This window comes from Pseudoalteromonas sp. TAB23 (assembly GCF_000498075.1).
In the GTDB taxonomy this organism is placed as follows: domain Bacteria; phylum Pseudomonadota; class Gammaproteobacteria; order Enterobacterales; family Alteromonadaceae; genus Pseudoalteromonas; species Pseudoalteromonas arctica.
Map to the genome: position 1 here is coordinate 1 of NZ_AUTP01000241.1, position 25,559 is coordinate 25,559.

At 38.5% G+C, this 25,559-nt stretch carries 20 protein-coding genes; 8 read left to right on the plus strand and 12 right to left on the minus strand.

The features are described from left to right. The 5 genes from L654_RS0114440 to L654_RS0114460 form a co-directional block, all read left to right on the plus strand. The coding region (locus tag L654_RS0114440) for a 3'-5' exonuclease (RefSeq protein ID WP_024608285.1) at positions 1 to 2,051 on the plus strand (2,051 nt) is incomplete at its 5' end. After that, a complete protein-coding gene (recD, locus tag L654_RS0114445) occupies positions 2,048 to 4,102 on the plus strand; it encodes an exodeoxyribonuclease V subunit alpha (RefSeq protein WP_024608286.1) in 2,055 nt (684 codons plus the stop codon). The genes L654_RS0114440 and recD, both read left to right, overlap by 4 nt. Before the next feature lie 193 nt (positions 4,103 to 4,295). Then, a complete protein-coding gene (locus L654_RS1000000128630; RefSeq protein WP_007585625.1) occupies positions 4,296 to 5,621 on the plus strand; it encodes a PAS domain-containing methyl-accepting chemotaxis protein in 1,326 nt (441 codons plus the stop codon). A 610-nt stretch (positions 5,622 to 6,231) separates the two neighbouring features. Next, complete coding sequence (locus L654_RS0114455) at positions 6,232 to 7,302, plus strand: hypothetical protein (RefSeq protein ID WP_024608287.1); 1,071 nt, start codon at positions 6,232 to 6,234, stop codon at positions 7,300 to 7,302. Positions 7,303 to 7,357: 55 nt separating this feature from the next. Continuing rightward, positions 7,358 to 8,419, plus strand: a complete 1,062-nt coding sequence (locus tag L654_RS0114460; RefSeq protein WP_024590467.1) for a hypothetical protein — start codon at positions 7,358 to 7,360, stop codon at positions 8,417 to 8,419. A gap of 68 nt (positions 8,420 to 8,487) precedes the next feature. On the opposite strand, the gene ttcA is transcribed toward L654_RS0114460, so the two are convergent. The 12 genes from ttcA to ccoN form a co-directional block, all read right to left on the minus strand. Next, on the minus strand, positions 8,488 to 9,402 hold the full coding sequence (gene ttcA, locus L654_RS0114465; RefSeq protein ID WP_007585631.1) for a tRNA 2-thiocytidine(32) synthetase TtcA: 915 nt from the start codon (positions 9,400 to 9,402) through the stop codon (positions 8,488 to 8,490). A gap of 170 nt (positions 9,403 to 9,572) precedes the next feature. Next, on the minus strand, positions 9,573 to 10,499 hold the full coding sequence (gene uspE / locus L654_RS0114470; protein ID WP_007585634.1) for a universal stress protein UspE: 927 nt from the start codon (positions 10,497 to 10,499) through the stop codon (positions 9,573 to 9,575). 356 nt (positions 10,500 to 10,855) lie between these two features. Continuing rightward, positions 10,856 to 12,007, minus strand: a complete 1,152-nt coding sequence (locus tag L654_RS0114475; RefSeq protein WP_024590466.1) for a right-handed parallel beta-helix repeat-containing protein — start codon at positions 12,005 to 12,007, stop codon at positions 10,856 to 10,858. 237 nt (positions 12,008 to 12,244) lie between these two features. Beyond that, complete coding sequence (locus tag L654_RS0114480) at positions 12,245 to 12,982, minus strand: FNR family transcription factor (protein WP_007585636.1); 738 nt, start codon at positions 12,980 to 12,982, stop codon at positions 12,245 to 12,247. Between the two features lie 67 nt (positions 12,983 to 13,049). Beyond that, positions 13,050 to 13,721: a sulfite exporter TauE/SafE family protein gene (locus L654_RS0114485; protein ID WP_007585638.1), complete on the minus strand. Its 672-nt coding sequence runs from the start codon at positions 13,719 to 13,721 to the stop codon at positions 13,050 to 13,052. Beyond that, positions 13,714 to 13,881 (minus strand): cbb3-type cytochrome oxidase assembly protein CcoS, encoded by a 168-nt coding sequence (ccoS, locus tag L654_RS0114490; protein ID WP_002963071.1) that lies wholly within the window; start codon positions 13,879 to 13,881, stop codon positions 13,714 to 13,716. The genes L654_RS0114485 and ccoS overlap by 8 nt, the downstream gene beginning before the upstream one ends. After that, a complete protein-coding gene (locus L654_RS0114495; RefSeq protein WP_024608288.1) occupies positions 13,878 to 16,253 on the minus strand; it encodes a heavy metal translocating P-type ATPase in 2,376 nt (791 codons plus the stop codon). Before L654_RS0114495 ends, ccoS begins: the two co-directional genes overlap by 4 nt. 8 nt (positions 16,254 to 16,261) lie before the next feature. Beyond that, positions 16,262 to 16,753, minus strand: coding sequence for a FixH family protein (locus tag L654_RS0114500; RefSeq protein WP_024608289.1), 492 nt, complete (start codon positions 16,751 to 16,753; stop codon positions 16,262 to 16,264). Between the two features lie 149 nt (positions 16,754 to 16,902). Continuing rightward, complete coding sequence (gene ccoP, locus L654_RS0114505) at positions 16,903 to 17,937, minus strand: cytochrome-c oxidase, cbb3-type subunit III (RefSeq protein ID WP_024608290.1); 1,035 nt, start codon at positions 17,935 to 17,937, stop codon at positions 16,903 to 16,905. Continuing rightward, positions 17,934 to 18,119, minus strand: coding sequence for a cbb3-type cytochrome c oxidase subunit 3 (locus tag L654_RS0114510; protein WP_010554061.1), 186 nt, complete (start codon positions 18,117 to 18,119; stop codon positions 17,934 to 17,936). Before L654_RS0114510 ends, ccoP begins: the two co-directional genes overlap by 4 nt. Positions 18,120 to 18,125: 6 nt before the next feature. Next, positions 18,126 to 18,800, minus strand: coding sequence for a cytochrome-c oxidase, cbb3-type subunit II (gene ccoO, locus L654_RS0114515; RefSeq protein WP_010554062.1), 675 nt, complete (start codon positions 18,798 to 18,800; stop codon positions 18,126 to 18,128). Positions 18,801 to 18,812: 12 nt separating this feature from the next. Beyond that, the gene (gene ccoN / locus L654_RS0114520) at positions 18,813 to 20,246 is read right to left on the minus strand and encodes a cytochrome-c oxidase, cbb3-type subunit I (RefSeq protein ID WP_007585649.1); all 1,434 of its coding nucleotides are present in this window, start codon (positions 20,244 to 20,246) and stop codon (positions 18,813 to 18,815) included. Between the two features lie 339 nt (positions 20,247 to 20,585). On the opposite strand from ccoN, the gene L654_RS0114525 reads away from it, so the two are divergent. The 3 genes from L654_RS0114525 (at position 20,586) to L654_RS0114535 (ending at position 25,534) form a co-directional block, all read left to right on the plus strand. After that, the gene (locus L654_RS0114525) at positions 20,586 to 21,011 is read left to right on the plus strand and encodes a hypothetical protein (protein WP_007585651.1); all 426 of its coding nucleotides are present in this window, start codon (positions 20,586 to 20,588) and stop codon (positions 21,009 to 21,011) included. Between the two features lie 615 nt (positions 21,012 to 21,626). Continuing rightward, entirely contained in the window at positions 21,627 to 24,077 is a 2,451-nt protein-coding gene (locus L654_RS0114530; protein WP_007585660.1) for a TonB-dependent receptor, read from the plus strand. Between the two features lie 104 nt (positions 24,078 to 24,181). Continuing rightward, a complete protein-coding gene (locus L654_RS0114535; protein WP_024608291.1) occupies positions 24,182 to 25,534 on the plus strand; it encodes a hypothetical protein in 1,353 nt (450 codons plus the stop codon). Positions 25,535 to 25,559 lie beyond the last annotated feature (25 nt).

Here is a 25,559-nt window from a genome sequence, read left to right on the forward strand (position 1 = left end):
CCGCCGATGAAAAAAACAAACCAACCAACAAAGGTGTAGGGCAAGCGCATTTAGCCACCCACTTTGCTAATAAAATAGTGACCCTGCTTGAAAAAGCAAAACAGGGGGACGCGTGTATTGGCAATAACCCTGTAAGCGCTGCCGATATTTGTATATTAGTGCGCGACCGTGTTGAAGCGCAAATAATGAAAAAAGCGCTTAGCGAAGCCAAAATAGCCAGCGTGTATTTATCGCGCGAGAGCGTTTTTAGCCAAGAGCTTAGCCATCACCTACTTAACTTTTTAACGGCGCTGCATGGTCAATATGACGAGTCACTGCTGCGCGGTGTTTTAGCTGGTCCATTATTTTGTTTAAGTTATAACGAAATACACGCACTCGCCGATGATGAAAATAAATGGCAAGACTACTTAAACTTTTTTGCACAACTTAGCCACATTTGGAACAAGCAAGGCGCTATGGCAATGCTTGAGCGCTTAATGAGCCATAACCAGCTTAGCGCTAAATGGCAAGGATTGGGATATAACGTTGAGCGTTGGCTGACTGACTTTAGGCATTTGGGCGAAATACTTCAGCAAAAACAAATAGAGCTTGAAGGCACGCTGCGTTTACTGCGATGGTTTGCACAAAAGGTAAGCCAACAAGATGGCGAAACAGTACAAGTGCGCCTAGAAAGTGACGCCAACTTAGTTAAAATTGTCACTATGCATGCCTCAAAGGGGCTTGAATACCCACTGGTATTTATGCCGTTTGCTAGTGGCTATCGCGAAACAAAAGAAGCGCTTTATCACAATAACGGCAAGCTAGTTTACGATTTAAGTAAAGACGAAGATGCACTGCAAAAAGCAGAGCAAGAGCGCTTAGCTGAAGATTTACGCCTGCTGTATGTAGCACTTACTCGCGCTGTGCATTTTTGTGCGCTTGGTGTTTATAACATTGGGCATGGGCAAAGTAGCCGCTTAGCAATGCAAAGTAGTGCACTAGGGCATGTTTTATTTGCAGGGCTTGAGCTTGCCAGTAGCCAAACATGGCGCACGCATTTAAGTGAGTTTTGCGACGCTAATAGCGCGATGAGCTATCAGCAATTTACCTCGCAAACGTTATTAGAACAGGGAAAGCTTTGTTTTAGTAATAGTAAAATTGCGCAGCAAACATTAAGTGTTAATAGAGTAACAGCAAATATTGAACGTAACTGGCGAGCAACCAGCTTTAGTGCGTTGAGCTTTAAAAAGCACAGCGACCAATTAGCCCCAGGGCGAAGTGATGAAGATCACGAAAAAGACGAGTTTGCAGTGCAAGAGGACGAACTGCCATCACCTTATAGTTTTCCTAAAGGGCCAAAGCCGGGTAGCTGTTTGCATGAAATATTTGAACAAATAGATTTTATTAGCCCAATAGTTCACCCAACTAATACCGAGCAAAACTTATCTGAGGTAGTTAAGCGCAGTCTTGAAAAGTATCACATAGGTGAGCAATGGCGAGAAGTGGCTGAAAAGTGGGTACTCGATGTTCTTGCGTGCCCCCTAGATAAAAGCTCTCTAGAAAACAGCCTTCTTTCATTAGGTGTGCTTACACCAAGCGACTGCCTAGTCGAAATGGAGTTTAATTTACCACTTGAGAGCTTAAGCGCACCTAAGCTAAACGAAATGCTGGTTAAACATTTTGGCTTTACGCAAAGTAAGCTTGAATTTTCACAAGTAAAAGGCTTGTTAAAAGGCTTTGTCGATTTAATATTTTGCTACCAAGGCAAATATTATATTTTAGATTATAAGTCTAATTACTTAGGCAGTACGCCAGCTGATTACGAAGGCGATATGCTTGAGCAAGCAATGAGCAGTCATCAGTATCATTTACAGTATTTAATCTACACGGTAGCGCTGCATCGTTTATTAAAACAACGTATAGCTGATTACTCGATAGAAACCCATTTAGGCGGCGTGTATTACACGTTTTTACGTGGAATGCCGACAGGGCAAGGCGTGTACTTTAAAAAGCTAACTGAAGAACAAGTGATTATTTTAGATGGCTTATTTAGCCAAGGAGCCATGCTATGAGCGATTTAAATGAGCAACCTGGCTTGTTTGACGATATAGACGAGACACTTAATAATGAAGCCGCAGAGCCTCTTACTTCAAAAAATGTAGCACAAGATGCCCCATTAGATGACATTGTGTTAAATAATACGATTATCGAAGTCCCGCTACTTGAGTATTTATTAGCGCAAAATCGACTGCGTGTAGTTGATGTTAAACTCGCAGAATTACTGTGTGCTAATGACATTGAGCAAACTCATAATGAGCTGTTTTATATTATTTTATTACTTTGCTTATCGCAGCAAAGTCAGCATAGCTGCTTAATCTTAAATGAGGTTGACTGGAGCAATCCTTTTAACTTGCGCAACAGTGACTTTAATAAACTCGATGGCAATGTACCCAGTACGTTAAGCCCGTTTAGTGATGACTTTAACGTACATACGGCGCTTAATTATTTACAAAGCCATGAAAGCGTGGGCGAAAATAAACCACTGCAACTATTTAACGAGCGACTTTATTTTGCGCGCCTTGCCGGTTATGAGCAAACACTCGCGGATAGACTATTAAGCATGAGCGAGCGAAAGCTCAATATTAATAATGAAGTATTGGCTGAACTTTTAAATACCTATTTTCCTGCTGATTCAACAATTGAAACTGATTGGCAAAAAGTGGCGTGTGCGATTGCGGCCACCAAAGGCTTTAGTGTGATCACGGGTGGCCCAGGTACAGGTAAAACTACCACAGTGACTAAGTTGCTGGCTATTTTGCAGTCACTTTATGAAACAGCACCCCTTAGTATTAAGCTGGTGGCCCCTACAGGTAAAGCTGCTGCACGTTTAAGTGAGTCTATTTTGGGCGCTAAAAATAAGCTCACAACGATTCCTGATGATATAAAAACGCTGATCCCGCAAAGCGCTCAAACTATTCATCGCTTATTAGGCGTAAAACCGTTTACTAATAAATTCAGACATAACAAAAGCAATCCGCTGCATTTAGATGTACTAATTATTGATGAAGCCAGTATGGTCGATTTATCGCTGATGGCTAAATTAATAGAAGCGCTACCTGCGCACGCGCGATTAATACTCCTAGGTGATAAAGATCAACTTGCCTCGGTAGATACCGGCAGCGTAATGAGCGATTTATGCCAAGGTTTAACACTTGGGCAAACGCCAAGTTATTCGCAAGCACGTTGTAATGAGCTAAATAGTTTATGCTTCAATAATGAGCCTAAGCTCGTAGCGCAAAGCGTGAGTGAATTTAAACTCGCAGATTGCATTGCCTTTTTACAACACAGTTATCGATTTGATGCACAAAGCGGCATTGGTCAACTCGCACTTGCGGTAAACACCAATAACACCGGTATTTTAAATTACGTAGAGCAAGAAAGTAGTGAAGGGCGCTTTAACGATGTAATTTTAGATTACGACTTTGTAGCAAAACCAATTGAAAAGCTCGTTAAAAGTGCAGCGAGTCATTATGCAAAGTACCTTAACTTAATTGCCCAAGGGGCAGATGTTGCACAGGTGCATACTGCTTTTGCGAGTTATCAGCTTTTAGCTGCGGTACGAGAGGGCGATTACGGCGTTCATAGCTTAAATCAACGAATAGAGCGCGTGTTGCAACAGCAAGGTTTAATAACAGTTAGCCATAATACACATCATTACACAGGCATGCCTATTATGGTGAGCCAAAACGATTACCAGCTTAAGTTATTTAACGGTGATATTGGTATTTTAATGCCCGATGAAAGTAATCAACTCAAAGCCATATTTATTGACGAGCAAGGTAATCAACGAGCATTTTCGCCAGCACGACTCCCTGCGCACGATAAAGTCTATGTAATGACTATTCATAAATCACAAGGTTCAGAGTTTAGCTACACAGCCATGGTACTGCCACCGCTAAAACAAGCGCGCATGGGTATTAACAGGCAATTAGTGTATACGGGAATAACCCGCGCTAAAAATAAGTTTGAGCTGGTGGCTGACAAAAAAGTACTGCAATTAGCAATGAATAAAAGCGTATCGAGAGCGTCTGGATTGTATGAAAGATTAAAGTTTGAGAATTAAAGGTTCTGCTGGGGCATAGAAGTTATTTTATTGATGTATCCACATATTTGTAGATACCAGTGTTTATGTATTGGCTATTTTAAAACTTTCTGAATCTAGTAATTAAAGCTCTTATTATTTATCGCGTTATAAATAATATCTTCTATAATAAAATTAATTTCATTTCATATCGAATGTATTGGTAGGGATATTAATGTTTTTTTCTAAAAATAAACAAAACGAAATAGCTTCTCTAAAAGCTGAACTTTACCCATTACAACAAGTGTGGGAAGGGCTTTACCGAGAGATGTTAGTACTAAACATTCTTTATGATGGCCGAATTTCGCACGCCAATGATAAGTTTTTAGAAAACCTAGGCTACAGTGAAGATGATCTAACTAATAATTCTTTTGACGATTTTATTACAGATTCGTCTCGTCAATCTTCAGAATTTAAAAGCCTACAGCAAGCTATTAAAAAAGAAGGGCATTGGGGCGGTGCATTGCAAGTTATGCGCAGCGATGGTAAAGCTGAATGGTTACGTTTAATAGTACATCCAGTAAAAGGGGAGCAAGATCAGTTGCTCTATTTTTCTATATTCGGAAGTGTACTTACAAAAACAATTACGGCTTCTCGCGAGCAAAGCGATACTATTAAAGCGATATATCGCTCTATGGCGGTAATTGAATTTGATTTAGAGGGCCATGTCTTAAAAGCAAATGATCAGTTTTTAGCTGCAATGGGTTATCAAGAAAGTGAAATACTAGGTAAACATCACCGTACGTTTTGTGAGGCTTCAGAGTATAACTCCCAAGAGTATCTGCAATTTTGGGCTAAATTAAGAGAAGGTAAGTTTATTGCTGAGCGTTTTAAGCGTGTAGATAAACATGGCAACATTGTTTGGCTAGAAGCGTCATATAACCCAATCTCAAATGACGCGAATGAGCTTTATAAAGTGATGAAGTTTGCAACTGTTATCACTGATCAAGTAAATCAAGAAATTGCGATATCACAAGCTGCCGAAATTGCTTATAGCACCTCAACCCAAACTGATAAAAAAGCAGAGCAAGGCGCGAGCGTTATACAAGATACAGTCGCAGTAATGACTGAGCTGGCTATTAACATGGAGCAAGCTGCAAATGAAATTTCAGCGCTTGATCAGCAGTCGCAACAAATATCGAGTATTGTACAAAGCATTAGTAGTATTGCTGAGCAAACAAATTTATTAGCATTAAATGCCGCAATTGAAGCGGCAAGAGCTGGCGAGCAGGGGCGAGGCTTTGCTGTGGTTGCAGATGAAGTGCGATTGCTTGCATCGCGTACCTCAAAAGCAACAGAAGAAATTGTAGAAGTTGTACAGCGCAACCAATCACAAACCCAAAATACGGTGGCTGTAATAGAAAAAGGTAAAGAGAAGGCAGAGCAAGGCTTGGCGTTATCTAAAGAATCTGGTGAAGTGATGCAAGAGATCCAACAAGGTGCACAAGAAGTTGTAAATGCAATTGGGCAATTTACCAGTGAACTTAAAGCTAACGGTTAGATTAGCTTCGTCCTTATTCTAAAGCGGGCACTTTCAATGGTATCCGCTTTAATCTTACTACCCTCAATATACCCCTTGAAACCCATCTAATAATTTCAAATATAACAACTATACCTCTATTAACTCATTAATCAGTATGAAATAAGTTTCTTCTCTTCCCTAAATGATAATAAGTTGTTGCATTTTTGTTCGTTGTTCCTAATACTAGAGTCTGTTGATCTTTCAAGGTTAAATTTGCAGCAGTCTGTTTGGTATTTAGGCAAGGCAGAGCCTAAGTAGTGTGGTTGTTCCCCATAAATAGGCGATAACGTAGCATTAATGCCAAACAGACGCTGCCCAAAGGGTACTTCCTAGAGGCTATTTACTCTTTGTTGCTCGGGTTTTACTTATTCTTACATGGATGTAAGCCAGTAGAGTAACGCAGGAGCAGTTACCGAGCCCACTAGGTTACAAATCTCGCGCCGTGATTAAATAGCCTCTAGTTTGAACAAATTTTAATCCGCAAAGAACAACAGACCCTAGTGAACACCTAAGCTGACAAGCTTATGTAAACCAACATGAATACCTTAAATGATAATAAAATATTAAGTACACAACATTGAGGAATTGTATGAACAACACAAAGCGCACACACAACTTAATTAAGCCAAGCCACCTAATTGGTGCGGGGTTAGCTATGTTAATGAGCTTTTCTGCAGCGAGTAAAGACTACAAAATTATATTAATTCATGGGTTACAAACTTCGCAAATAACAAATAAGTCGGGTAGTGATGTAATCAATGATGGTGAAACATATTGGCAATCGTACTGGAATAATCGTGCAGATGAGCGAATTGATTGGCCTGCTTATGAACGTATTGAAGGTAAAATTGCTACCGATTGGGTGTGGCCAAAGCTAAAGCAAATTTCACGCTCTAATTTATGCAGTGATGGCTGTGTATTTGTAACACATTCAACAGGAGACTTAGTTGCACGCCATATTATTGATAATCAAGAAAACTGGTTAGAAAACGAAGGTTTAGAGCCGCTTAATATTGTTGCCACGTTTGATTTAGCAGGCGCGGGTGGTGGAAGTGAGCTGGCTGACGTAGCTGTTAGTGCTTTAACTGGCGCATCATGGAACTTTGCGGTCGATGCTGCACTCAAATGGTGGCTAGGAAGTGATGTAACCGAAGCTGTTGGTGTATTACACGATTTAAAAGTAAACAATGCACGTAAAATTTCACCATTCCCAGATGCACGTACGCCACGTTTACGCTTTGTTGCCGATGGAAATGCATATTTGGGTTTAACGGGTGGTTTTTTAAAAGGGAATGATGATTCGGTTGTTGCATCGCACTCTTCATGTGGTGCCAGTTCGGCTGGCTCGTTTGGAAGTTGTAGCAGCAGTATTGATACAAATGGCCATTTAAAATCGCAAGGTGATGCAGTAAGTAGCTTTATGCCAAACCATTATCCAATGATGATGAGTGACAGTTATAGCCATAACGAAATACATAACACGCAGCGAAAAGGTAATGTAACAATAGCCATGAATAACGTAAATGTGGAAGGTGACACAGTAGGTTTTAATACGTTTGATAAAACTACAGGTAGTTGGTTTTGGAAAAAACAATATCGTTATATTAAGGATTCAAATAATTTAAGCGCATCAGCACTTATTTATAATGTGATTCCATAACATACAAGGCGTGTAGTTAAAAACTATACGCCTTATAAAAGATTGAAATATAAAAATGAAAAAATTTTATGCCGTTGCTTTAATTATTAGCACTATTTTATTCTCGCTATGGTTTACAGGTAAAAATGATGCTCATAAAGTTGTTGAGCCAATAACACCTCAGGTTAAACACAGTGCGAGCGTAGCTGATTTATCGCCTGTAAAAGTGATCCCTATAGACGTACCTACAGCAAAAAAAACACAATCAAAAAAACAAATCGCGTTTAATGAAGACTTAACAAAAGCAGCGCAGCAAGTGGTTATGCAATATGAAAGTGCACTTAAATTTCCTCCTTATTCTCAGCCATTGAGTCCATTAGATGAAGATCGATTAAAGCCAAATCAATTCTACCCGGTATCGAGCCCTATTGATGAAAGTGGCGATGCTTTAACGTTAAGTCTTAAACAATATCGTTTTGTATACCCAGAAGAAATAACAATAAAGATAAGCGCCCAAGGGCTTGGAAAAGTGGTCGTTGAGCTTGCAAATACTGATACAAAAGAAGTGTTAAATACCCATACAGGCAATGCGCGTGACGGTGAAGCAATTATTACATTTGAAGAGGATGAAGATTACCCTCGTAGCTTACAAGTGTTTGTAGAGGGTGATGTTGCGGGTAAAAAAGTTCCCGTAGTTGCGCAAATTCAATATATGCCGCCGAGTGCAACTTTAACAGGTTTTGAAACTGCTTATGCACAAAACGAAAACATGATTTTGCCAGCTAACATAGTGGTAGTAAAAAGTGGTTTGTATCGTGTTAGGGCTAATTTATACAGTGGCGATACACCACTTGCTCATTTAGTATCTAAAGAGCGGTTAACGAAGGGAAGCCAAACTCTTAATTTGAAAGCTCATTGGTCGGTGCTACCACAAGGCATTACAGATATGCGCTTAAGCGACTTTGTTATTGAGAGAATGTCGCCAAGCCCAGGTGAGCGAAATAGCTTTGGGAATAGTGAAATAAGTCACTTTGATATTAACGATTTTTCGTACGATAGCTTGCAGCAATTACCATATCAGGCTAATGCACAAGAAAAGTTAAGTTTGGAATTTTTACAAGGCTTAGCTGAGAGTTAAAAATAGAACGCAATGCTGAATTGGTAAATTTAAGGGGGTTGTACATAAATACAACCCCCTTAAATTTGTTAGCTTAGATTTATAGTAACTACACTTGGCGCTTCTTGTTCATCAAGCTCATTAGCAACAGGCACTTTAGGAATATCTGGTTTATCAAGGGCTATATCGCCACCATCAATTACTTCACCGGTTTGTAAGTTTTTAAAATCAAACAAGTCGGCGTCAGCTAAATGTGAAGGCACTATGTTTTGCATTGCCGTAAAAATGCTTTCAATACGACCTGGGTGCTCCGCATCCCATTTAGCGAGCATTGTTTTTGTATGTTTACGCTGTAAGTTTTCTTGCGAGCCACATAGGTTACACGGAATGATAGGGTAACCTTGTACAAATGCGTATTGGCTTATGTCGCTTTCTTTACAGTATGCAAGTGGGCGAATAACCATATGCTCGCCGTTATCACTCATTAATTTAGCCGGCATACTTTTTAGCTTTCCGCCGTAAAACATATTTAAAAACAATGTTTCAATCATGTCGTCACGGTGATGACCAAGGGCTATTTTAGTAGCGCCTAGTTCTTTTGCTGTGCGGTATAAAATACCACGACGTAAGCGTGAGCAAAGTGAACACGTTGTTTTACCTTCAGGGATAATATCGGTAACAATACTGTAAGTATCTTCTTCTACAATTTTGTATTCAACATTTAATTTATCAAGATACTGGGGTAAAACATGCTCAGGAAAATCAGGTTGTTTTTGATCAAGATTTACAACAACTAGGTCAAACTTTATAGGTGCTACACGTTTTAAATGTTGAAGCATTTCAAGCATTGTGTAGCTATCTTTGCCGCCAGAAAGGCATACCATTATACGGTCACCTTCTTCAATCATATTGAAGTCCATAACGGCTTGACCAGTTTGGCGACGTAAACGCTTTTGCAGCTTATTTAAGTTAAATTGAGCTTTAGCTTGATCTGAGTGTGACAATTACGCCCCCTAGTAAAACAATACAGCAAAGTTATTTGCTAAAAATAAAGGGGCGTATTATACCCAAACCACCTGAATATGCGAGTTTAGGATGTAATTAAAATTGATTTAAACGTGCCTTATTAACACGTAAAAATAACTCGCTTATAACTTGCACATAAAGCTTAAAATTAATCCTTTGCCATAGGGCTCACGTAACCATCGGGTTTGAGTGCCAGTACATCACAGTCTAGGCTATCAATTACATGCTCTGCTGTATTACCTACAAGAGCGGCACTTAAGCCCGTGCGGCCTACAGTACCAATAACAACTAATTCGCTATTTAACCGCTTCGCTACATCAGGGATTACATCCTCCGGCAGGCCTTCTTCAATAAAACATTGCTCTGGGTTTAAATTAAACTCTGCAGCAAGTGCATTGGTTGATTCATGATGATGCTTTTTAACTGATTCGTTATAAAGTCCTGGGTTAAACTCAGGAATTTCGATGGCAATATTAATAGGAGTTGCAGGGTAGGCATTAACTAAATTAAGTTTTGCGTTGGCAAGTTCACATAAATATTGTGCGTCTTTAATAACGCGTTTATTAAGTGCTACATGTTCTTCATTTTCACTAACCGCATTTACAGCAGCTAAAATATTACCGTTTGCTGGCCATGCCATTTCTTTTACAAATAATACCGGAGCGGGGCATTTGCGTACTAAGTGCCAATCGGTCGGGGTAAAAATAACTGATTTAAGTGCACCATGTTGATGTGTGCCTTTAATTACTAAATCGTACTTTTCATCAATTACAGTATCGATTATGGCTTCGTAAGGGCGGTTATGCCAAACCACTTGGGTTTCAATATTTATATCTTTGTAAGGGGAAACTAAATCGTTTAGCCATAGCTGGCGATCTTTTAGTACGGCATCGCGCATTGCTTCGCGTTCATCGCCAGATAGCATAGTCGTCATTTCGTAAGAGAAGTCGTAAACCGTCATAAAGGCGGTAATACTTGCGCCAGATTTTTTAGCTAAATCTATTGAACGTGCTAAACCGTGTTGATCATCTTTGGTGGGGTCAATAACCGCAATAATGCGTTTAATAGTGTTCATATGCTACTCCATTTACCTAACGGGTGTACATTTAGTGTAACGTAAATATAAAACAGTTAAAGGGGTAGCATATAAATTGTTGTTCTAAATCAAAAAATATTTTCGTTCCAAGTTTTAAATATACTTGATGTTTTTTTGCTCTTTTTTAATTTATAGCGATTTAATTGCGGTGCATGTTTGCCTTTTATAGATTTCCATTTCCTATTCATTGGTAGTACGTAAGTTGCATCGACTCAGTCTCACCTAAGGCCAAAATAGACTGAAGAAGCCTTAACCCATAAGGATATCTAAAATTTAGTAACTCAAAGGCTGTGAAATATACTGAAAAGTTACTTTAAACTAAAAAATTATACTTTTTAATTATTCTTAGATTCCAGTAATATATTATTTTCTTGGGAAAATCCGTAAGTTTCTTTTACAAAGCTTACCCCTGGGAGTAGGTTATAGGTATTGTCTTTAATTGTAGAAAATAAATAATTTTTCCCACCGCGAGTAAATAAGTTAATTAGATCCCAGTATTTTTTTTCTGGGTAAACGGTCATATCAATATCAAGAAAGTGATTATTATTGATATAAATGCCTCTTACGTAATTATCGTCAATGAGCTCTCCCGTCACATCAGATTGTATTCTAATACCCCCTTTCGAACGTATAATACTGTTATGCGTAAAATAAATACTCCCCCAATTAAAAGGAATTGTCACACTTTTTGGCTTGTTTGGATAAGCATTGAGTATAAATTTTTTTGTGTCTAAAAAAGTATTCGCAATGATTTTAACATTTGAATAATAGGTCAGCTCGATAGCAGTACCTTTTGTATTTCTAAACGTATTATATCTTACTAAAGCCTTAGACACTGGCTTTACAGAGGCGAATTTTAAAGAGCCTTTCATGCCTTCGAAAGTATTATTTTCAACTCTAATATCATGCGTACCACCAAAGTTATTATTCCAAGGGTGAGTTGTCGTAACTTGCGTGATATTTTCAAAGTAATTATTACTAATCTTGATTCTGAAAGAATTAATAGGTCCTTCGAAAGAAGATAAGTGAGAAGAAGTAGCTCTAATTGCTGCATCTCCGAAGTTAAAAAATTGATTATGATGCACTGAAATATCAGAAGAACCAGCTAAAAGTAAACCTTGCTCGCCCCAAGCGTAATTAACCTTATCTTTTGTTAGCCCTTCAAAGATGAAGCCTTCAATAGTTACAAAATGTGAGTTATAGAAAGCTAAAATATATTCACCTTCAAATCTATCACACTTTCTCAGCACTACTCCCTTTTTTGCAGAGATAACAACATTACTGATGTTTTTAAAAATTATAGCTGAGCAAATATCATAAACGCCTGGTTGTTCAATAATTAATTCACCATTCTCCTCAGTGTTCAAAATTAATTCTTTTAACGATTGAGAGTCATCGGCCCCATCATCTGGAATCATGAAACTTAATGCTTGAGCACTGAATATACCTAAAGAAAAAATAAACAAGAGACATAAAATATTACGCATAATATTTCCTTTCATTTAGTGAATAAAATAGAAGTTTTTAACGATGATAAAATTGCATTATTGCTTTTGTAAAATGCGCTGCGCCAAATAATGGTACTGAGTTAAATGAAGTTCTTTATTTGTAGAACTTTAATTAAGCCCACTTCTAAAGTATTAGTCGAAGGTAAGTGTAATTGCAATAATTACACTTTATTTACATAACAATTACGAGTAAAGGATTGTTATTCGAGGCAGGTACTAACGAGGTTTTACTATTGCTGCGGTTTTAGCCAAGGCATCATTATCTAAAATTGTAATAAATTTACCCTCTACTTTAATTAAGTCAGCTTTTTGAAAACGACTTAATAAACGGCTAATGGTTTCTACTGTTAGGCCTAAGTAATTGCCTATTTCGCCACGAGTCATTGTAAATCTAAATTCTTTACGCGAAAAACCACGCTCACCAAAACGCTCTGACAGGTTATAAATGAAACTAGCTAAGCGTTCCTCTGCTGATTTTTTATTGAGTAATAGCAGCATTTCTTGATCGTATGTAATTTCACTGCTCATTAAGCGCATTATTTGTTGGCGAAGCTTTGGTAATTTTCCTGATAGTTCATCAAGAGTATCGAATGGGATTTCGCACACCATTGACGTTTCAAGTGCTTGCGAAAAACTGGGATGAGTCATTTTACTTATTGCGTCAAAACCAACTAGGTCGCCCGCTAAATGAAAGCCGGTAATTTGCTCATCACCTCGCTCCGATAGCGTGTACGATTTAAATGAACCAGAACGAACCGCATAAATAGCCTGTAAAGGTGCACCTGATTCAAATAGATAGTCGCCTTTATGGAGTGGTTTTTTTCGCTCAATAATTTCGTCAAGCTTGTCCATTTCTTGGCCATTAAGTGAAAATGGCAAACACAATTGACTAATACTGCAGTTATTACAGCTAATAGCACAATTACCTTTAGCGCGACTTTGAGAGAAATCCATAATTTAATCCGTTTAAATTTTTATACACGACTGCAAAATAACCATAAAGGTTAATAATGCGAATAGATTAATGTACCAGTTTGTCAGTTGCAATAATCAATAAGTAGATACCATACCAAATTATAACACTGCCTAATACAATTCGGGTCCATGGATGGTTAATAATAGTATTTAGTTTTTGCGCGGTAATGCCTAATGTGATCATCGCGGGAAAAGTACCCAAAGCGAAGCAAAGCATAACTAAGGCACCGTCTAGGGCACTTGGGCTAGTCATCGCCCATGTAAGCGCTGAGTATACAAGCCCACAAGGTAGCCATCCCCACAACGCACCGTAACCTAGGGCTTTAAAAGGAGAGTTAATAGGCATTAAATATTTATTTAGCTTAACAATATGTTGCCACACCAAGGTTTTACCAATTTTCTCTAACCATTGCAAAGTAGGGCCCAAGCGCATTATATACACACCAACGAGGAGCATAAAAATAGCTGCAATGAACGAAAGTACTAAAGAGAAGGAGGTGTTTTGCCTTGCAAATTGGCTGCTAATACCAGCAACAAGTGCGCCTGCTGCCATGTAGCTCAGAGCACGTCCAATATTATAAGCAAATGAATAGGTAAATGTTTTGCGTTTATCACTAGCCAGTTGTAATGAGCTTGCAATACCACCACACATAGCAATGCAATGACCGCTACCGATTAGTCCCATTAAAAATGCGCTGGTATAAAGAGGGTCAATCATTACTTTTGTTGTGTTGCTCTTTGTCATCTTCAAACAAAATACTATGACCTTGCTTGTTTAAATCTGAAAACTGCTCGCTTTTTACAGCCCAAAAAAATACACCAATAGCAATAATGACAAATAAAATGGCGATAGGGATCAAAATGTAAATTATGCTCATAACTTTAATAGCCTTAGTGAATTACTAATTACAATAATTGAGCTGGCAGACATGCCAATCACAGCCATCCATGGAGCAACTAAGCCCAACGCTGCCAGTGGTAATATGGAAGCATTATACAATAAAGACAGCGCAAGGTTTTGCTTAATAATACGTCTGGTTTGTTTTGCCACATTAAGTAAGTGACCAATGGAGGCTAAATCGCTATTAAGAAGCACTACATCGGCGCTATTTTTTGATATGTCTGCACCTGTTTCCATAGCGATAGATAAATGCGCACTGGCAAATACCGGGCTGTCGTTTACACCATCACCTACCATTGCAACGACTTCATTTTGTGAAGACCATTGCTCAACGGCGGTTTGTTTATCTTGTGGAGAACATCCAAATTGCACACTTTCAAGTTTAAGTTGCTTAGCTACTTTTTGCCCAGCATCTGACGCGTCACCGGTTAACATGTGACAGGTTAAGTTTTGCGATTGAAGTGAGTCTATAAGCTTTTTAGCATCGCTTTTTACTTTATCAACAAAGTAAAAGCGTGCAACAACTTGCTTATTTATATACAAGCTCGCTTGTGCATTCGATTTTTTGCTATTAAACCAACCACTTTTACCAATTGCGTAATGATTAGTTGCATCTTGTGCGCTAATTCCCAGTCCTGGATGTACTTCAACGCTATTAAGACTGCGCTGAGCTGGCGTAAACTCATCAAATGCACTGGCGATAGGGTGCTCAGAATAACGCTCTAGCATGGCTGCTATATCTAGCACTTGCGCTTTTGTATATTGTTTATCGATTATATCTACTTCATCAAGGCTAAATTTACCTTGCGTAAGTGTGCCTGTTTTATCAAATGCAAATAAAGTAATTTGTGAGAGCGTTTCAAGCACATGCGCTTGTTTTATTAATACGCCTTTGCGGGTAAGCGTTGCCACTGCACATGTAAGCGCGGTAGGTATGGCTAAACTCAGGGCACACGGGCAGGTAGCAACTAAAACCGAAATAGTGATCCAAAATGCGTGTTCTGGGTCAATTTGGTACCAGCCAATAGCTGTAAGTGAAGCAAATATAAGTAAAGACGCAATAAACCATTGCGCTACTTTATCTGTAATTTCAACCAGTTTAGGGCGCTTGGTTAAAGCGTTATGTTGCAGGCGTATAATTTGGTTTAAAAGCGTATTTTGACCAATTTTATTAATTTTTATTTCAATAACGCCGTCGTGGTTAACGCACCCAGCATAGACATTATGGCCAATAAACTTTGTAACGGGTTGATGTTCTCCCGTCATCATTGATTCATCAACCGTAGTTTTACCTTTAATTAATTCGCCATCAGCAGGAATTGTCTCACCTGCTTTAATAAGTACTACGTCATTAAGTTTTAGTTTTTTGGCTGCAATTATAAGCTCTTCGCCACTTTCGTTAATGGTACGCGCTGTTAATGGCAATAGTTTTTGTAAGTTGGCAGTAAATTCACTGGCTTTTAAACGCGCTCTAAATTCAAGATATTTACCTAATAACAGTAAAAAGGTGAACATGCACACAGATTCAAAATACACTTCGCCGACTTGCATAAATGTGGCGTAACAACTTGCGCCAAATGCGCCAAAAATAGCCAGTGATACGGGTAAATCCATATTGAGTTGTTTTGCTTTCAAGCCATTTATAGCATTAGTTAAAAAGGGCAGTGCGCTATATAAAACAACGGGAGAGGCCAGTACTAAGCTGATCCATCTAAAATACTGCTCAAAATTGCGATCCATACCTGAAAACATGCCAAAGTACATGGCAAATGCAAACATCATTACTTGCATGGTCATTAAACCAGCAACACCTAAACGGCGAATATAGGCTTTTGCAGTTTGTTGCTTTTGCTGAGCTTCAATATCTGATTGAAATGGGTAGGCTTTATAACCAATTTTAGCTAAGGAAGTAATAACTTCACTCAACGGGGTGCTGGTTTTATCCCATTGAATCATCGCGCGGTTGGTAGATGTATTTACATCAACACGCTTAACTGAGGTTAAATTTAAGAGTTGTTTTTCGATAAGCCATGCACAAGCGGCGCAGGTTATACCTTCAACGCTTAATAATACCTCTGAGATATTATCGTTAGTGGCTATAAATTCGTCTTGAATGTCTTCGTTGTCATAACTTTTTATAAATGCGAGTTGCTCAGGTACCAGCTGTTCGACCTTTCCAGCACGAACCGTTCGGTATTTATAATAATCGGTCATACCTTGATCAACAATATTTTGCGCAACAGCTTGGCAGCCAATGCAACACATTGGCTGAGCTTTATCGTCAATTATAACGTTTACGCTAAATCCGTTTGGCACACTTTCAAGGCAATGAAAGCAAGAGTTAGACATAGTTATTACTACTTATAATTAGGAGTAACTAAAACGGTTTGTCCAGTTGGTAACGTTATATTTTCTTTCATTTTCCAACTGCCATCTATTGGCTCAATAAATACAGAGTAGGCACCTTGCGTATACTCGTTAAGTAATGCAGTAAATTCTTGATTAGCATTAGGTGTAAGCGTAACTGCAAAGTCATGTGCTTTAATGGTGCGGTGATAAAAAGACAGCTTCAACGCATGTACATTACTAAAGTCGCCTTTAGAAAATCTAAAGCTTACACGCTCGTTTGTTACATTTAATTCGCCATGTAGATAAAGTGCTTTTGCTTTTTCAAACTTAGTCAGTTCTAAGTTTATTGCTTTACCTTTTTTGTAGTAGTCGTCAACAACCATATCTGGACCGTTACCTATTGCCGTAATAAATAAGCTAATACAGCCAATAATGGCAACTAACGGAAAAAAGATTAAAAACCAAGGCCAAAAATTTTTATACCACGGAGTAGGTTGCATAGTGTCTCTAAAATTAGTTTAGGAAGCGTTATTTTATAGGAATTATACGTAAAAGACTAAAAAAAAGCCTCACAGTGGAGGCTTTTTTGATCTGGATTAATCTATTGAATTAAATAAATTAATTTATAAACATTTTATTAACCGCGTGCTTATTTATCTTGCGATAAACTGTAAACATAGGCAGTTAATAAGTGAATCTTATCTTCACCTAAAATGTCTTTCCATGCAGGCATTACACCGGCACGGCCGTGGTTAAGCGTTTCTTCAACAGCACGTTGAGAACCACCATATAACCAAATGTTATCAGTCAGGTTAGGCGCGCCAAATGGTAAGTTATGTGCAACTGACCCTTTACCATCAGCACCATGACATGCGGCGCACATAGCAAACTTAGCGGCACCTGCGTCTGCGTCTTTTTGGTTAACAGTACGACCAGAAAGGCTCAGCACATGTGCTGTCATTTCTTTAACGCCTTGTTCGCCAAGAGCAGGACCCCAAGCTGGCATTGCTGCAATACGACCATAAAGAAGTGTTTCTTTAATTTTGTCAGGTGTTCCGCCATATAACCAATCTTTATCAGTTAGGTTAGGGAAGCCAGTACCACCACGTGCATCAGAGCCATGACATTGCGCACAGTTTTGTGAAAATAAACGCTGACCAATTTCAATGGCTACTTGGCCATCTGTTTGCTCATGTTTATTACCATTATCAAGTGCTATTTGCTGTGCAGCATCACCTTCAAATTTAGAGTTAACTAAATCTAAAACGGGTACTTGTGCAAGTTTATTAAAAATAGGACCAAAGCGCTCTTCTGCAGCTTCGTACTCTTTATCAAGTTTTACAAAGCGACCATCCGCTTTTGCCTCTGCAACTGCTTTTTTAGATTCAGCTAAAGAGGTAATACCTTGATTAGAACTAGTCCATTTACCAAAACCTTCCCAGTTACCTAAACCTGGGAAAGCTGCAAGGTAATATACCGACCAAGCAAAAGTTGCGAAAAACATGTAGGTCCACCATTTTGGTAGTGGATTATTTAGCTCTTCAATGCCGTCAAATTTATGTCCACAGCTTTCACCTTCTTCTACGCCTGCATAGTTTTTTAAGTTCCAAACTAATAAGCCAAAGATGATGCATAAGCATGCAAGGGTTAATACAATAACCCAAATACTCCAAAAGCTAGTCATTTTTCAGACTCCTTTTCCTCGTTAGAGAGCGTGTTGTCATGTTTTTTTTCATCTTCAAAAATGGCATTAGCAGCGCTGTCAAAACGAGTTTTGCTTCGCTTGCTATATGCCCATGCAACAATCACAATAAACAATACTAAAATTACCAGAGTCAAAATACCTCTGTATGTTCCGTAATCCATAATTTTTTACTTCAAGTGGGTACCAAGTTGCTGTAAATACGCGATGAGAGCTTGGATTTCTGTTGCGCCTTTGCCATCATTCATAGCATTAACTTTATCAACATCTGCTTGAAGCTCTGCATCATCGCCATAACCTAAACCCGGATGTTTTGGGTTTTCTGGGTTAATAGCAAAAGTATCACGGAAAAGTTGTAGTTTTTTCAGAGTAAGGCTTGTATCAACCGTATTCTCTGCTAACCAAGGAAAGCCTGGCATGTTTGACTCAGGAACCACAGCACGTGGATCAACTAAGTGAGCATAATGCCAATCATCCGAGTAGCGCTTACCAACTCGAGCCAAGTCAGGACCAGTACGTTTAGAACCCCATAAAAACGGATGATCCCATACTGATTCGCCTGCTACAGAGTAGTGACCATAACGCTCAACTTCATCACGAAAAGGACGAATCATTTGTGAGTGACAGTTAGAACAACCTTCACGTACGTAAAGGTCGCGGCCTTCCATTTCTAAAGCGTTAAGAGGGCGTAAACCCTCTACTGGTTTAGTTGTATCGTCTTGAAACATTAGCGGAGTGATCTCAACTAGTGCGCCAAAGCTAATAGCAAAAACAGTCAGAATAGCCATAAGGCCAACGTTCTTTTCTACTATTTCATGTTTGTTTTGTGAATTTTTCTTGCTCATCATCTCACTCCGTTATGCTAATTGTGCTTGCGCGTCTAGTTTCAGAGATTCTTTCTCAGCTGAAATAGTGCGGTAAACGTTATAAGCCATAACTAACATACCCGTTACGATGAATACACCGCCTACAAAGCGCATGATATAGAAAGGATGCGACGCTTCTAAAGACTGCACAAAGCTGTACATTAATGTACCGTCAGCATTCACTGCACGCCACATTAGACCTTGCATTACACCAGAAATCCACATTGCAACAATGTATAAAACAACACCTACAGTGTGTAACCAGAAGTGGGTATTAACCAATTTAACGCTATACATACGACCTTGCGCGAATAACGCAGGAATTAAGTGGTAAATAGCACCAATTGAAATCATAGCAACCCAACCTAGTGCACCTGAGTGTACGTGGCCGATTGTCCAATCTGTGTAGTGAGATAACGCATTTACAGATTTAATTGCCATCATTGGACCTTCAAACGTAGACATGCCGTAGAAAGACAATGAAACAACTAAGAAGCGTAGTACTGGATCAGTTCGTAGTTTATGCCACGCGCCAGATAGCGTCATAATACCGTTAATCATACCACCCCAAGACGGTACGAATAGGATAATAGACATAACCATACCTAAACTTTGCGTCCAATCAGGAAGCGCTGTGTAGTGAAGGTGATGAGGACCAGCCCAGATATATAATGAAATTAGAGCCCAAAAGTGAACTACCGATAAACGGTATGAGTACACTGGACGACCTGCTTGTTTAGGTACAAAGTAATACATCATACCCAAGAAACCAGCAGTAAGTAGGAAACCTACAGCGTTATGACCGTACCACCACTGAACCATAGCATCTACGGCACCTGCATAGATTGAATATGATTTAGTTAACGACACAGGCACTGCCATGCTGTTTACAATGTGTAGTACTGCAACAGTAATAATAAAGCCAGCATAGAACCAGTTAGCAACATAGATGTGCGACACTTTACGCTTGATTAAAGTACCAAAGAATACAATAGCGTAAACAATCCAAACCACAGCGATTAAAATATCGATTGGCCATTCAAGTTCTGCATATTCTTTTGAGCTAGTAATACCTAACGGTAGCGTTATTACTGCTAATACAATAACTAGCTGCCAGCCCCAAAAAGAAAAGGCGGCGAGTTTGTCTGAGAAAAGACGCGTTTGACAAGTACGTTGTACGACGTAATAAGACGTCGCAAAAAGTGCACTGGTACCAAATGCGAAAATTACTGCGTTCGTGTGTAACGGACGTAGTCGAGAGTAAGTTAACCATGGTGTATCAAAGTTAAGTGCTGGCCAAGCTAATTGGGCAGCAATCAGAACCCCAATACTCATGCCAACGATGCCCCAAATCACTGTCATAATAGCGAATTGGCGTACAACCTTATAGTTATACTCAGTTTGTGATGCTACTGTTTGGCTCATTTTCTGGCTTCCGCTGCAATAAATGCGTTTAGAAATGAATTACCCACCTTTAAAAGTGGGGCCTACTATTTTCTCAAGCGTGTTATCTAAAACTTTCAATACATGAAAGCTTCAGAAAAAAAACTTGAGAAACCCTTATTTTTTGCGGGTGAAATGATAAATTTTTTGGCCTAAAAAAGATAGGTCAATTACATAAAATTATGACATCAATCAATGTTTGTGAGCTTGTTGTTTATTTTTTGATACAGTTTGTGCCTAATTTGGCTTAATAGTAACACTCGCACTTGTTATTTGCAGTCGCGATTATTAGTATTTGTTTTTCTTTAGTGCGAAATTGTTATGCTTATATATAGATTAAGTTTATTCACGGCGGTATTTTTTTTATTAACAGCATGTGATTTTTCCAAAAATACAGATGAAAAGTTTCTAGAAAATGCCACATGCACAGCCAATTTGCCTTGTACTTTTTCAAATGATGTTAAAGTATGGTTAAGCGAGAAAACTCTTTCTCCCGAAACTCCATTTACTATTTTTAGTGATTTGCCAACAAACCTTACAATTGAAGATGCCAAGCTTAAAGGCATTACTATGTATATGGGTTACATTCCTCAGCAATTTAAAAAACATAATGGCCTGTGGCAGAGTAATACCATGGTTGGCATTTGTTCTGAGCAAAATATGCTCTGGAATTTAGAGCTAACAGTCAAAGATAATACAACCTCTTTAATACAAACACTAAATTACTCTTTTTATGTAACGTATTAGGCTTAATACCTAACTTTCATGCAATCCATTTACCATTAGCAATTTGCATTGTTATCCATACGATTATTTAAGCGAGAAGATCACTAAAACTGCTATTTGAATCAAGTAGCCAATATAAGTTTTTATAATATGAAACTAATTCAATAAAGACACAGTTTTAATTGTGGCTGAACAAAAAGTCTAATCAAAAAAACCGCAAAGTAGTCAGATAAAGCTATTTAAGCACCAAACATGCGTAAATTCGGTTAGTAATTAACATTTAGTTTTGCGGTTTTAATAATTTGCTGTGATTAACTTGTTAATTTATCTGAATTTGGTACACAATTCGATTAATTACATTGAATTACAAAGTTGACCAGTTTGGTTTCAACTGTGTTATTTAAGTATCTTAAATTGTTTATGCTATTGATATTTAAATGTATTTATTCGTTAACAATGAAACAAGTTGTAACGTATGTCCCCAAAAGAGTTGTTCTATTTTGTTGGTTGATAAAAAGCGTACTGGCGTTAAGTTTTCGTTCAGTTAAAAACGCCTAAGTTGCCCATCTGACTCACTATTCTTATAACAAGTGAGCATTACCAATAAAGGTAAACTTCAACAAGTAGGGTTCTTTCATGAAAAAATCAACTCTTGGCTTAGCTGTAATTGCAGCAATACCAATGTTCTCAAGTGTGCAAGTTTTAGCGGCTGACGAAGCAGCTACATCAATTGAAAAAATTCAGGTGACGGGCTCTCGTATTAACCGTACTGATATGGAAACAGCAAGCCCAATCACAGTTATCGGTGATGACTTCATTGCAAAAAGTGGTTTCACATCTGTTGCTGACATACTTTCTACTCAGCCATCAGCTGCTGGTATTAGCTTAGGCGCTTCAAGTAATAATGGTTCAGGTGGTTCTGCGACAGTTAACTTACGTGGTATGGGTTCGCAACGTACACTGGTATTATTAAATGGTCGTCGTATGGTTTCTTCAGGTACCGGCGCAGATTCTTCTGTTGATTTAAATACCATTCCTGTAGCAATGATCAAATCTATCGAAATCTTAAAAGACGGCGCGTCTGCAGTATATGGCTCTGATGCTATTGCTGGTGTTGTTAACATTATAACAAAGAAAGATTTTGAAGGTTCAGAGCTAAACGTTGAAGGAAGCCGCACTACAAAAGGTGATGGCAATAACTACGGTGTTAGTTTATTACACGGAATGAATATTGCCGATGGCAACTTAGTTGTTGGTGCTCAATACTCAAACCGTGGTGAAGTAATTCAGTCGGATCGTCGTTTTGTAGAGCCTGGCGAGTCTTCATTTATCCCTGAAGGAACACTGGGCGGCAGAACTTACCAGGGTAATGGTGTTTTTGCAGATAGAACTACTTCATACGACTTCACAACATCAAGCTATGCTCAAACACCTAATGAGCTATACAGCTTATTTACTAGTTTTGACAAAGAGCTAGACTCAGACACTACATTTAATGTTGATTTGATGTATACACGTCGTGAATCTAATCAACAACTTGCACCACAACCAGCAAGTATTGATTTAAGTACTTCTAGCTTGGATTCAACTTACACAGATAGCTTCCGTGACGCAGATACAGGCGATCTTGCTGACTCTTTAGAGTACAGAAGAAGAATGGTTGATGCTGGTCCTCGTATTTATGAGCAAGAAACTGACACTTACCGTGTATCTGTTGCATTACAAGGTTTATTAGATAACGATGCAAGCTGGGATGTAAGTGCAACTTACGGTCGTAATGACTCAAAAGATAAAGTTCAAAACTCAATTAATGCAAGTCGAGTTGAAGAAAGCATTTATGCAAACCAAGCTCTTTGGTTCAGCGGTGATTCTTTAGATCGTAGCTTATTAACATCTAACGATTCAATTTATACTGAGTCAAACGAAGGTGGTAACGAGCAATTTATTCTTTCAGCTGGTTACAGCGCAGTAACAGAAAGTGATATTGGTTACGCAATCGGTGTAGAAAACCGCTTTGAAAGTGGTTACTACACACCAGATCTAATTACTCAGCTTGGTGAGAGCACAGCTGCACAACAAGATCCAACTGAAGGTGATTTCTCAGTACAGTCTATCTACTTTGAAACATCTATGCCGGTATTAGAGACTGTTACCCTTGAAGGTGCTGCTCGCTACGATAACTACTCTACCTTTGGTGGCGAAACAACGTGGAAACTTGGTGCAACGTGGAATGTAACTGAAGAGTTTATGGTTCGTTCTGTATTAGCTACTGGCTTTAGAGCACCAAACGTATCAGAACTGTTTGGTGGTAACTCAGGTTCGTACGATTACCTAGCTGATCCATGGGGCAACGAACAAGATGCTCAAATACTTGTAAACTACACAAGTGATAACGATCTTAAAGCCGAAGAAAGTCGCTCTTTCACTTTTGGTATGGTTTGGGAAGTAGCTGACGGTTTATCAACAACTCTAGATTACTGGAAGTTTGATATTACTAATGCGATTACTCGCTTAGATGTTCAAAACGAAATGAATAGCTGTTTTGCAGGTGACTCAGAATCATGTTCATCAGTAAACATTACACAATCTGGTGACTTATCTAACCTAAGTTCAGCACTAACTAACGTAGGTTCTCAAGAAACGTCAGGTGTTGATTGGAATATTAGCTACTCTGCAGATAACTACCGTATAAACCTTGATACAACTTATTTAATTAAGTTTGAAGAAGATGACATTAATTACACAGGTACTATTGATGGCAACATCGGTGGTTACTCTAAAATAAAGTCTAACCTTTCAGTTAATTACGATCTAACTGATTCATTAAATATCCTTTATAACGCAAGATTCCTTCGTGGAATGGATGGTGACTACTACGGTGAAAACTTTAGTACTGACAACGTTATTTACCACGATATTTCAATGAGCTACAACTTGAATGATGCATTACGATTTACTGGTGGCATGAACAACATTTTCGATAAAGAGCCTGAGAAAGTATTAGGTGGTAACGATATGGGTACTGTTCCAGAAGTTTATGATGTAATTGGTTCACGTGTTTTTGCAAGTGTAAACTACAAGTTTTAACTAGCACATTAATCGTATTAAGGCTCAGTATTTACTGAGCCTTTTTTATTGAACAAAACAAAGGAGACAAGTACACTAAAAAGATATTTTAGAAGGAGAACTGATTGTTAAAACAAGATGAAAACTTATCTTTTGTCATTGAACCAGAGCTAACTCCTCGTTCTGAACAGCGCATAGATCTGTATTTTTCTATCCCTAATGAAATGGGGATTAATCCGCAAACGCTTACCGAAGAATCTTACTTTAATAACCACTTTAAATCACATTTAGCCTACAACGCTAACAATATACACTTGCCATTAGTACGAAGCCGTTTTGTTAGTAAAAACAAAGGTGAGCAGCAAGATTACCGTCAAAACCTTAATTTATTTTGTTACCAAGTGCGTTTAGCCCTTGATGCCGACATTAAAGACGCGTTAAAAATTGATGAAGCAGAAGACTTTTATAAACGCGCTAACGAAGTATATGAACAAAGTGAAGGGCTTTTAAAAAAGCTGCGTCGCTACACGCCAGATGACGAAAAACTACTTCCATTTTTTACCAATGCTGACAACTATTTAAGTTGGCATGTCGAGCAATCATTTTTAAAGCTTTTAGATGAAGGCCCACGTAGTAGCGATTATGCAAAAGAGCGTAACGATTTACTGCAGTTTTGTAAAAACGAAAATACGTACCGAGCAGAGAAAAGCTACAATTCTGAAACCACCATGCAAGACGCAAATCGAATAACAAATAAAATGCGCTTGTTACAACGTTTAATTGAGCATGGCGTTATATTACAGCGCCAAACGCGTTTTCTTAACAGCTACCTTAAACGATTAGTTAAAGGCACTGTAACAGCTGTTATCATGGCATTTGTGATGGTTGTGATACTTAATGCCCGCTCAACGTTTACTGAAGTCACCGCGACGCTTATTTTAATTTTAGGGGTTATTTACGGGCTACGTGAAATATTTAAAGAAGACATTACACGTATGATCTGGCGAGCTATTGTACAAGGGCGACCTAAGTGGCGATTTAGTTTTAAAAATAGTATTACCAAAGACAAAGTAGCGAGTCAGCTAATTTGGCTTGAATACACACGCTTTAAAAAAATACCTAAAGAAGTTAGATCTATTTTTTCAAAGCGTCGTCAGCAAAATAAACAAGCCGCGCAGTGGTTACACTTTGCAAGTGAGACACGTGTTAGTGCAAAAGAATTTTTACCCGGTTACGATACACTGCAACAAACACTGCAATTTAGTCTTGCACCATTTGCGCGTTATTTAAAGCGTGGTGAAGGGAAGTTATATCATTTAGATAGTAATAAAATTTCTAAGCAGGCGGTTGAACGGCGCTATCAACTTAACATGGTGCTTGTGCTAACTGAGGAAGATAGAACACTCTACCAACGTTATAAAATAACGTTAAATCGTAGTAAAATCGTTAATATTGAGCTTATCTACTCCAAAAAATGAATTTTAGTAATTAAAAAAGGGACTG

Coding starts and splice junctions, on each gene's coding strand:
- recD (WP_024608286.1), top strand. CDS start 2,048: ATGAGCGATTTAAATGAGCAACCTGGCTTGTTTGACGATATAGACGAG.
- L654_RS1000000128630 (WP_007585625.1), top strand. CDS start 4,296: ATGTTTTTTTCTAAAAATAAACAAAACGAAATAGCTTCTCTAAAAGCT.
- L654_RS0114455 (WP_024608287.1), top strand. CDS start 6,232: ATGAACAACACAAAGCGCACACACAACTTAATTAAGCCAAGCCACCTA.
- L654_RS0114460 (WP_024590467.1), top strand. CDS start 7,358: ATGAAAAAATTTTATGCCGTTGCTTTAATTATTAGCACTATTTTATTC.
- uspE (WP_007585634.1), bottom strand. CDS start 10,499: ATGAACACTATTAAACGCATTATTGCGGTTATTGACCCCACCAAAGAT.
- L654_RS0114475 (WP_024590466.1), bottom strand. CDS start 12,007: ATGCGTAATATTTTATGTCTCTTGTTTATTTTTTCTTTAGGTATATTC.
- L654_RS0114480 (WP_007585636.1), bottom strand. CDS start 12,982: ATGGATTTCTCTCAAAGTCGCGCTAAAGGTAATTGTGCTATTAGCTGT.
- L654_RS0114485 (WP_007585638.1), bottom strand. CDS start 13,721: ATGATTGACCCTCTTTATACCAGCGCATTTTTAATGGGACTAATCGGT.
- ccoS (WP_002963071.1), bottom strand. CDS start 13,881: ATGAGCATAATTTACATTTTGATCCCTATCGCCATTTTATTTGTCATT.
- L654_RS0114495 (WP_024608288.1), bottom strand. CDS start 16,253: ATGTCTAACTCTTGCTTTCATTGCCTTGAAAGTGTGCCAAACGGATTT.
- L654_RS0114500 (WP_024608289.1), bottom strand. CDS start 16,753: ATGCAACCTACTCCGTGGTATAAAAATTTTTGGCCTTGGTTTTTAATC.
- ccoP (WP_024608290.1), bottom strand. CDS start 17,937: ATGACTAGCTTTTGGAGTATTTGGGTTATTGTATTAACCCTTGCATGC.
- L654_RS0114510 (WP_010554061.1), bottom strand. CDS start 18,119: ATGGATTACGGAACATACAGAGGTATTTTGACTCTGGTAATTTTAGTA.
- ccoO (WP_010554062.1), bottom strand. CDS start 18,800: ATGAGCAAGAAAAATTCACAAAACAAACATGAAATAGTAGAAAAGAAC.
- ccoN (WP_007585649.1), bottom strand. CDS start 20,246: ATGAGCCAAACAGTAGCATCACAAACTGAGTATAACTATAAGGTTGTA.
- L654_RS0114525 (WP_007585651.1), top strand. CDS start 20,586: ATGCTTATATATAGATTAAGTTTATTCACGGCGGTATTTTTTTTATTA.
- L654_RS0114530 (WP_007585660.1), top strand. CDS start 21,627: ATGAAAAAATCAACTCTTGGCTTAGCTGTAATTGCAGCAATACCAATG.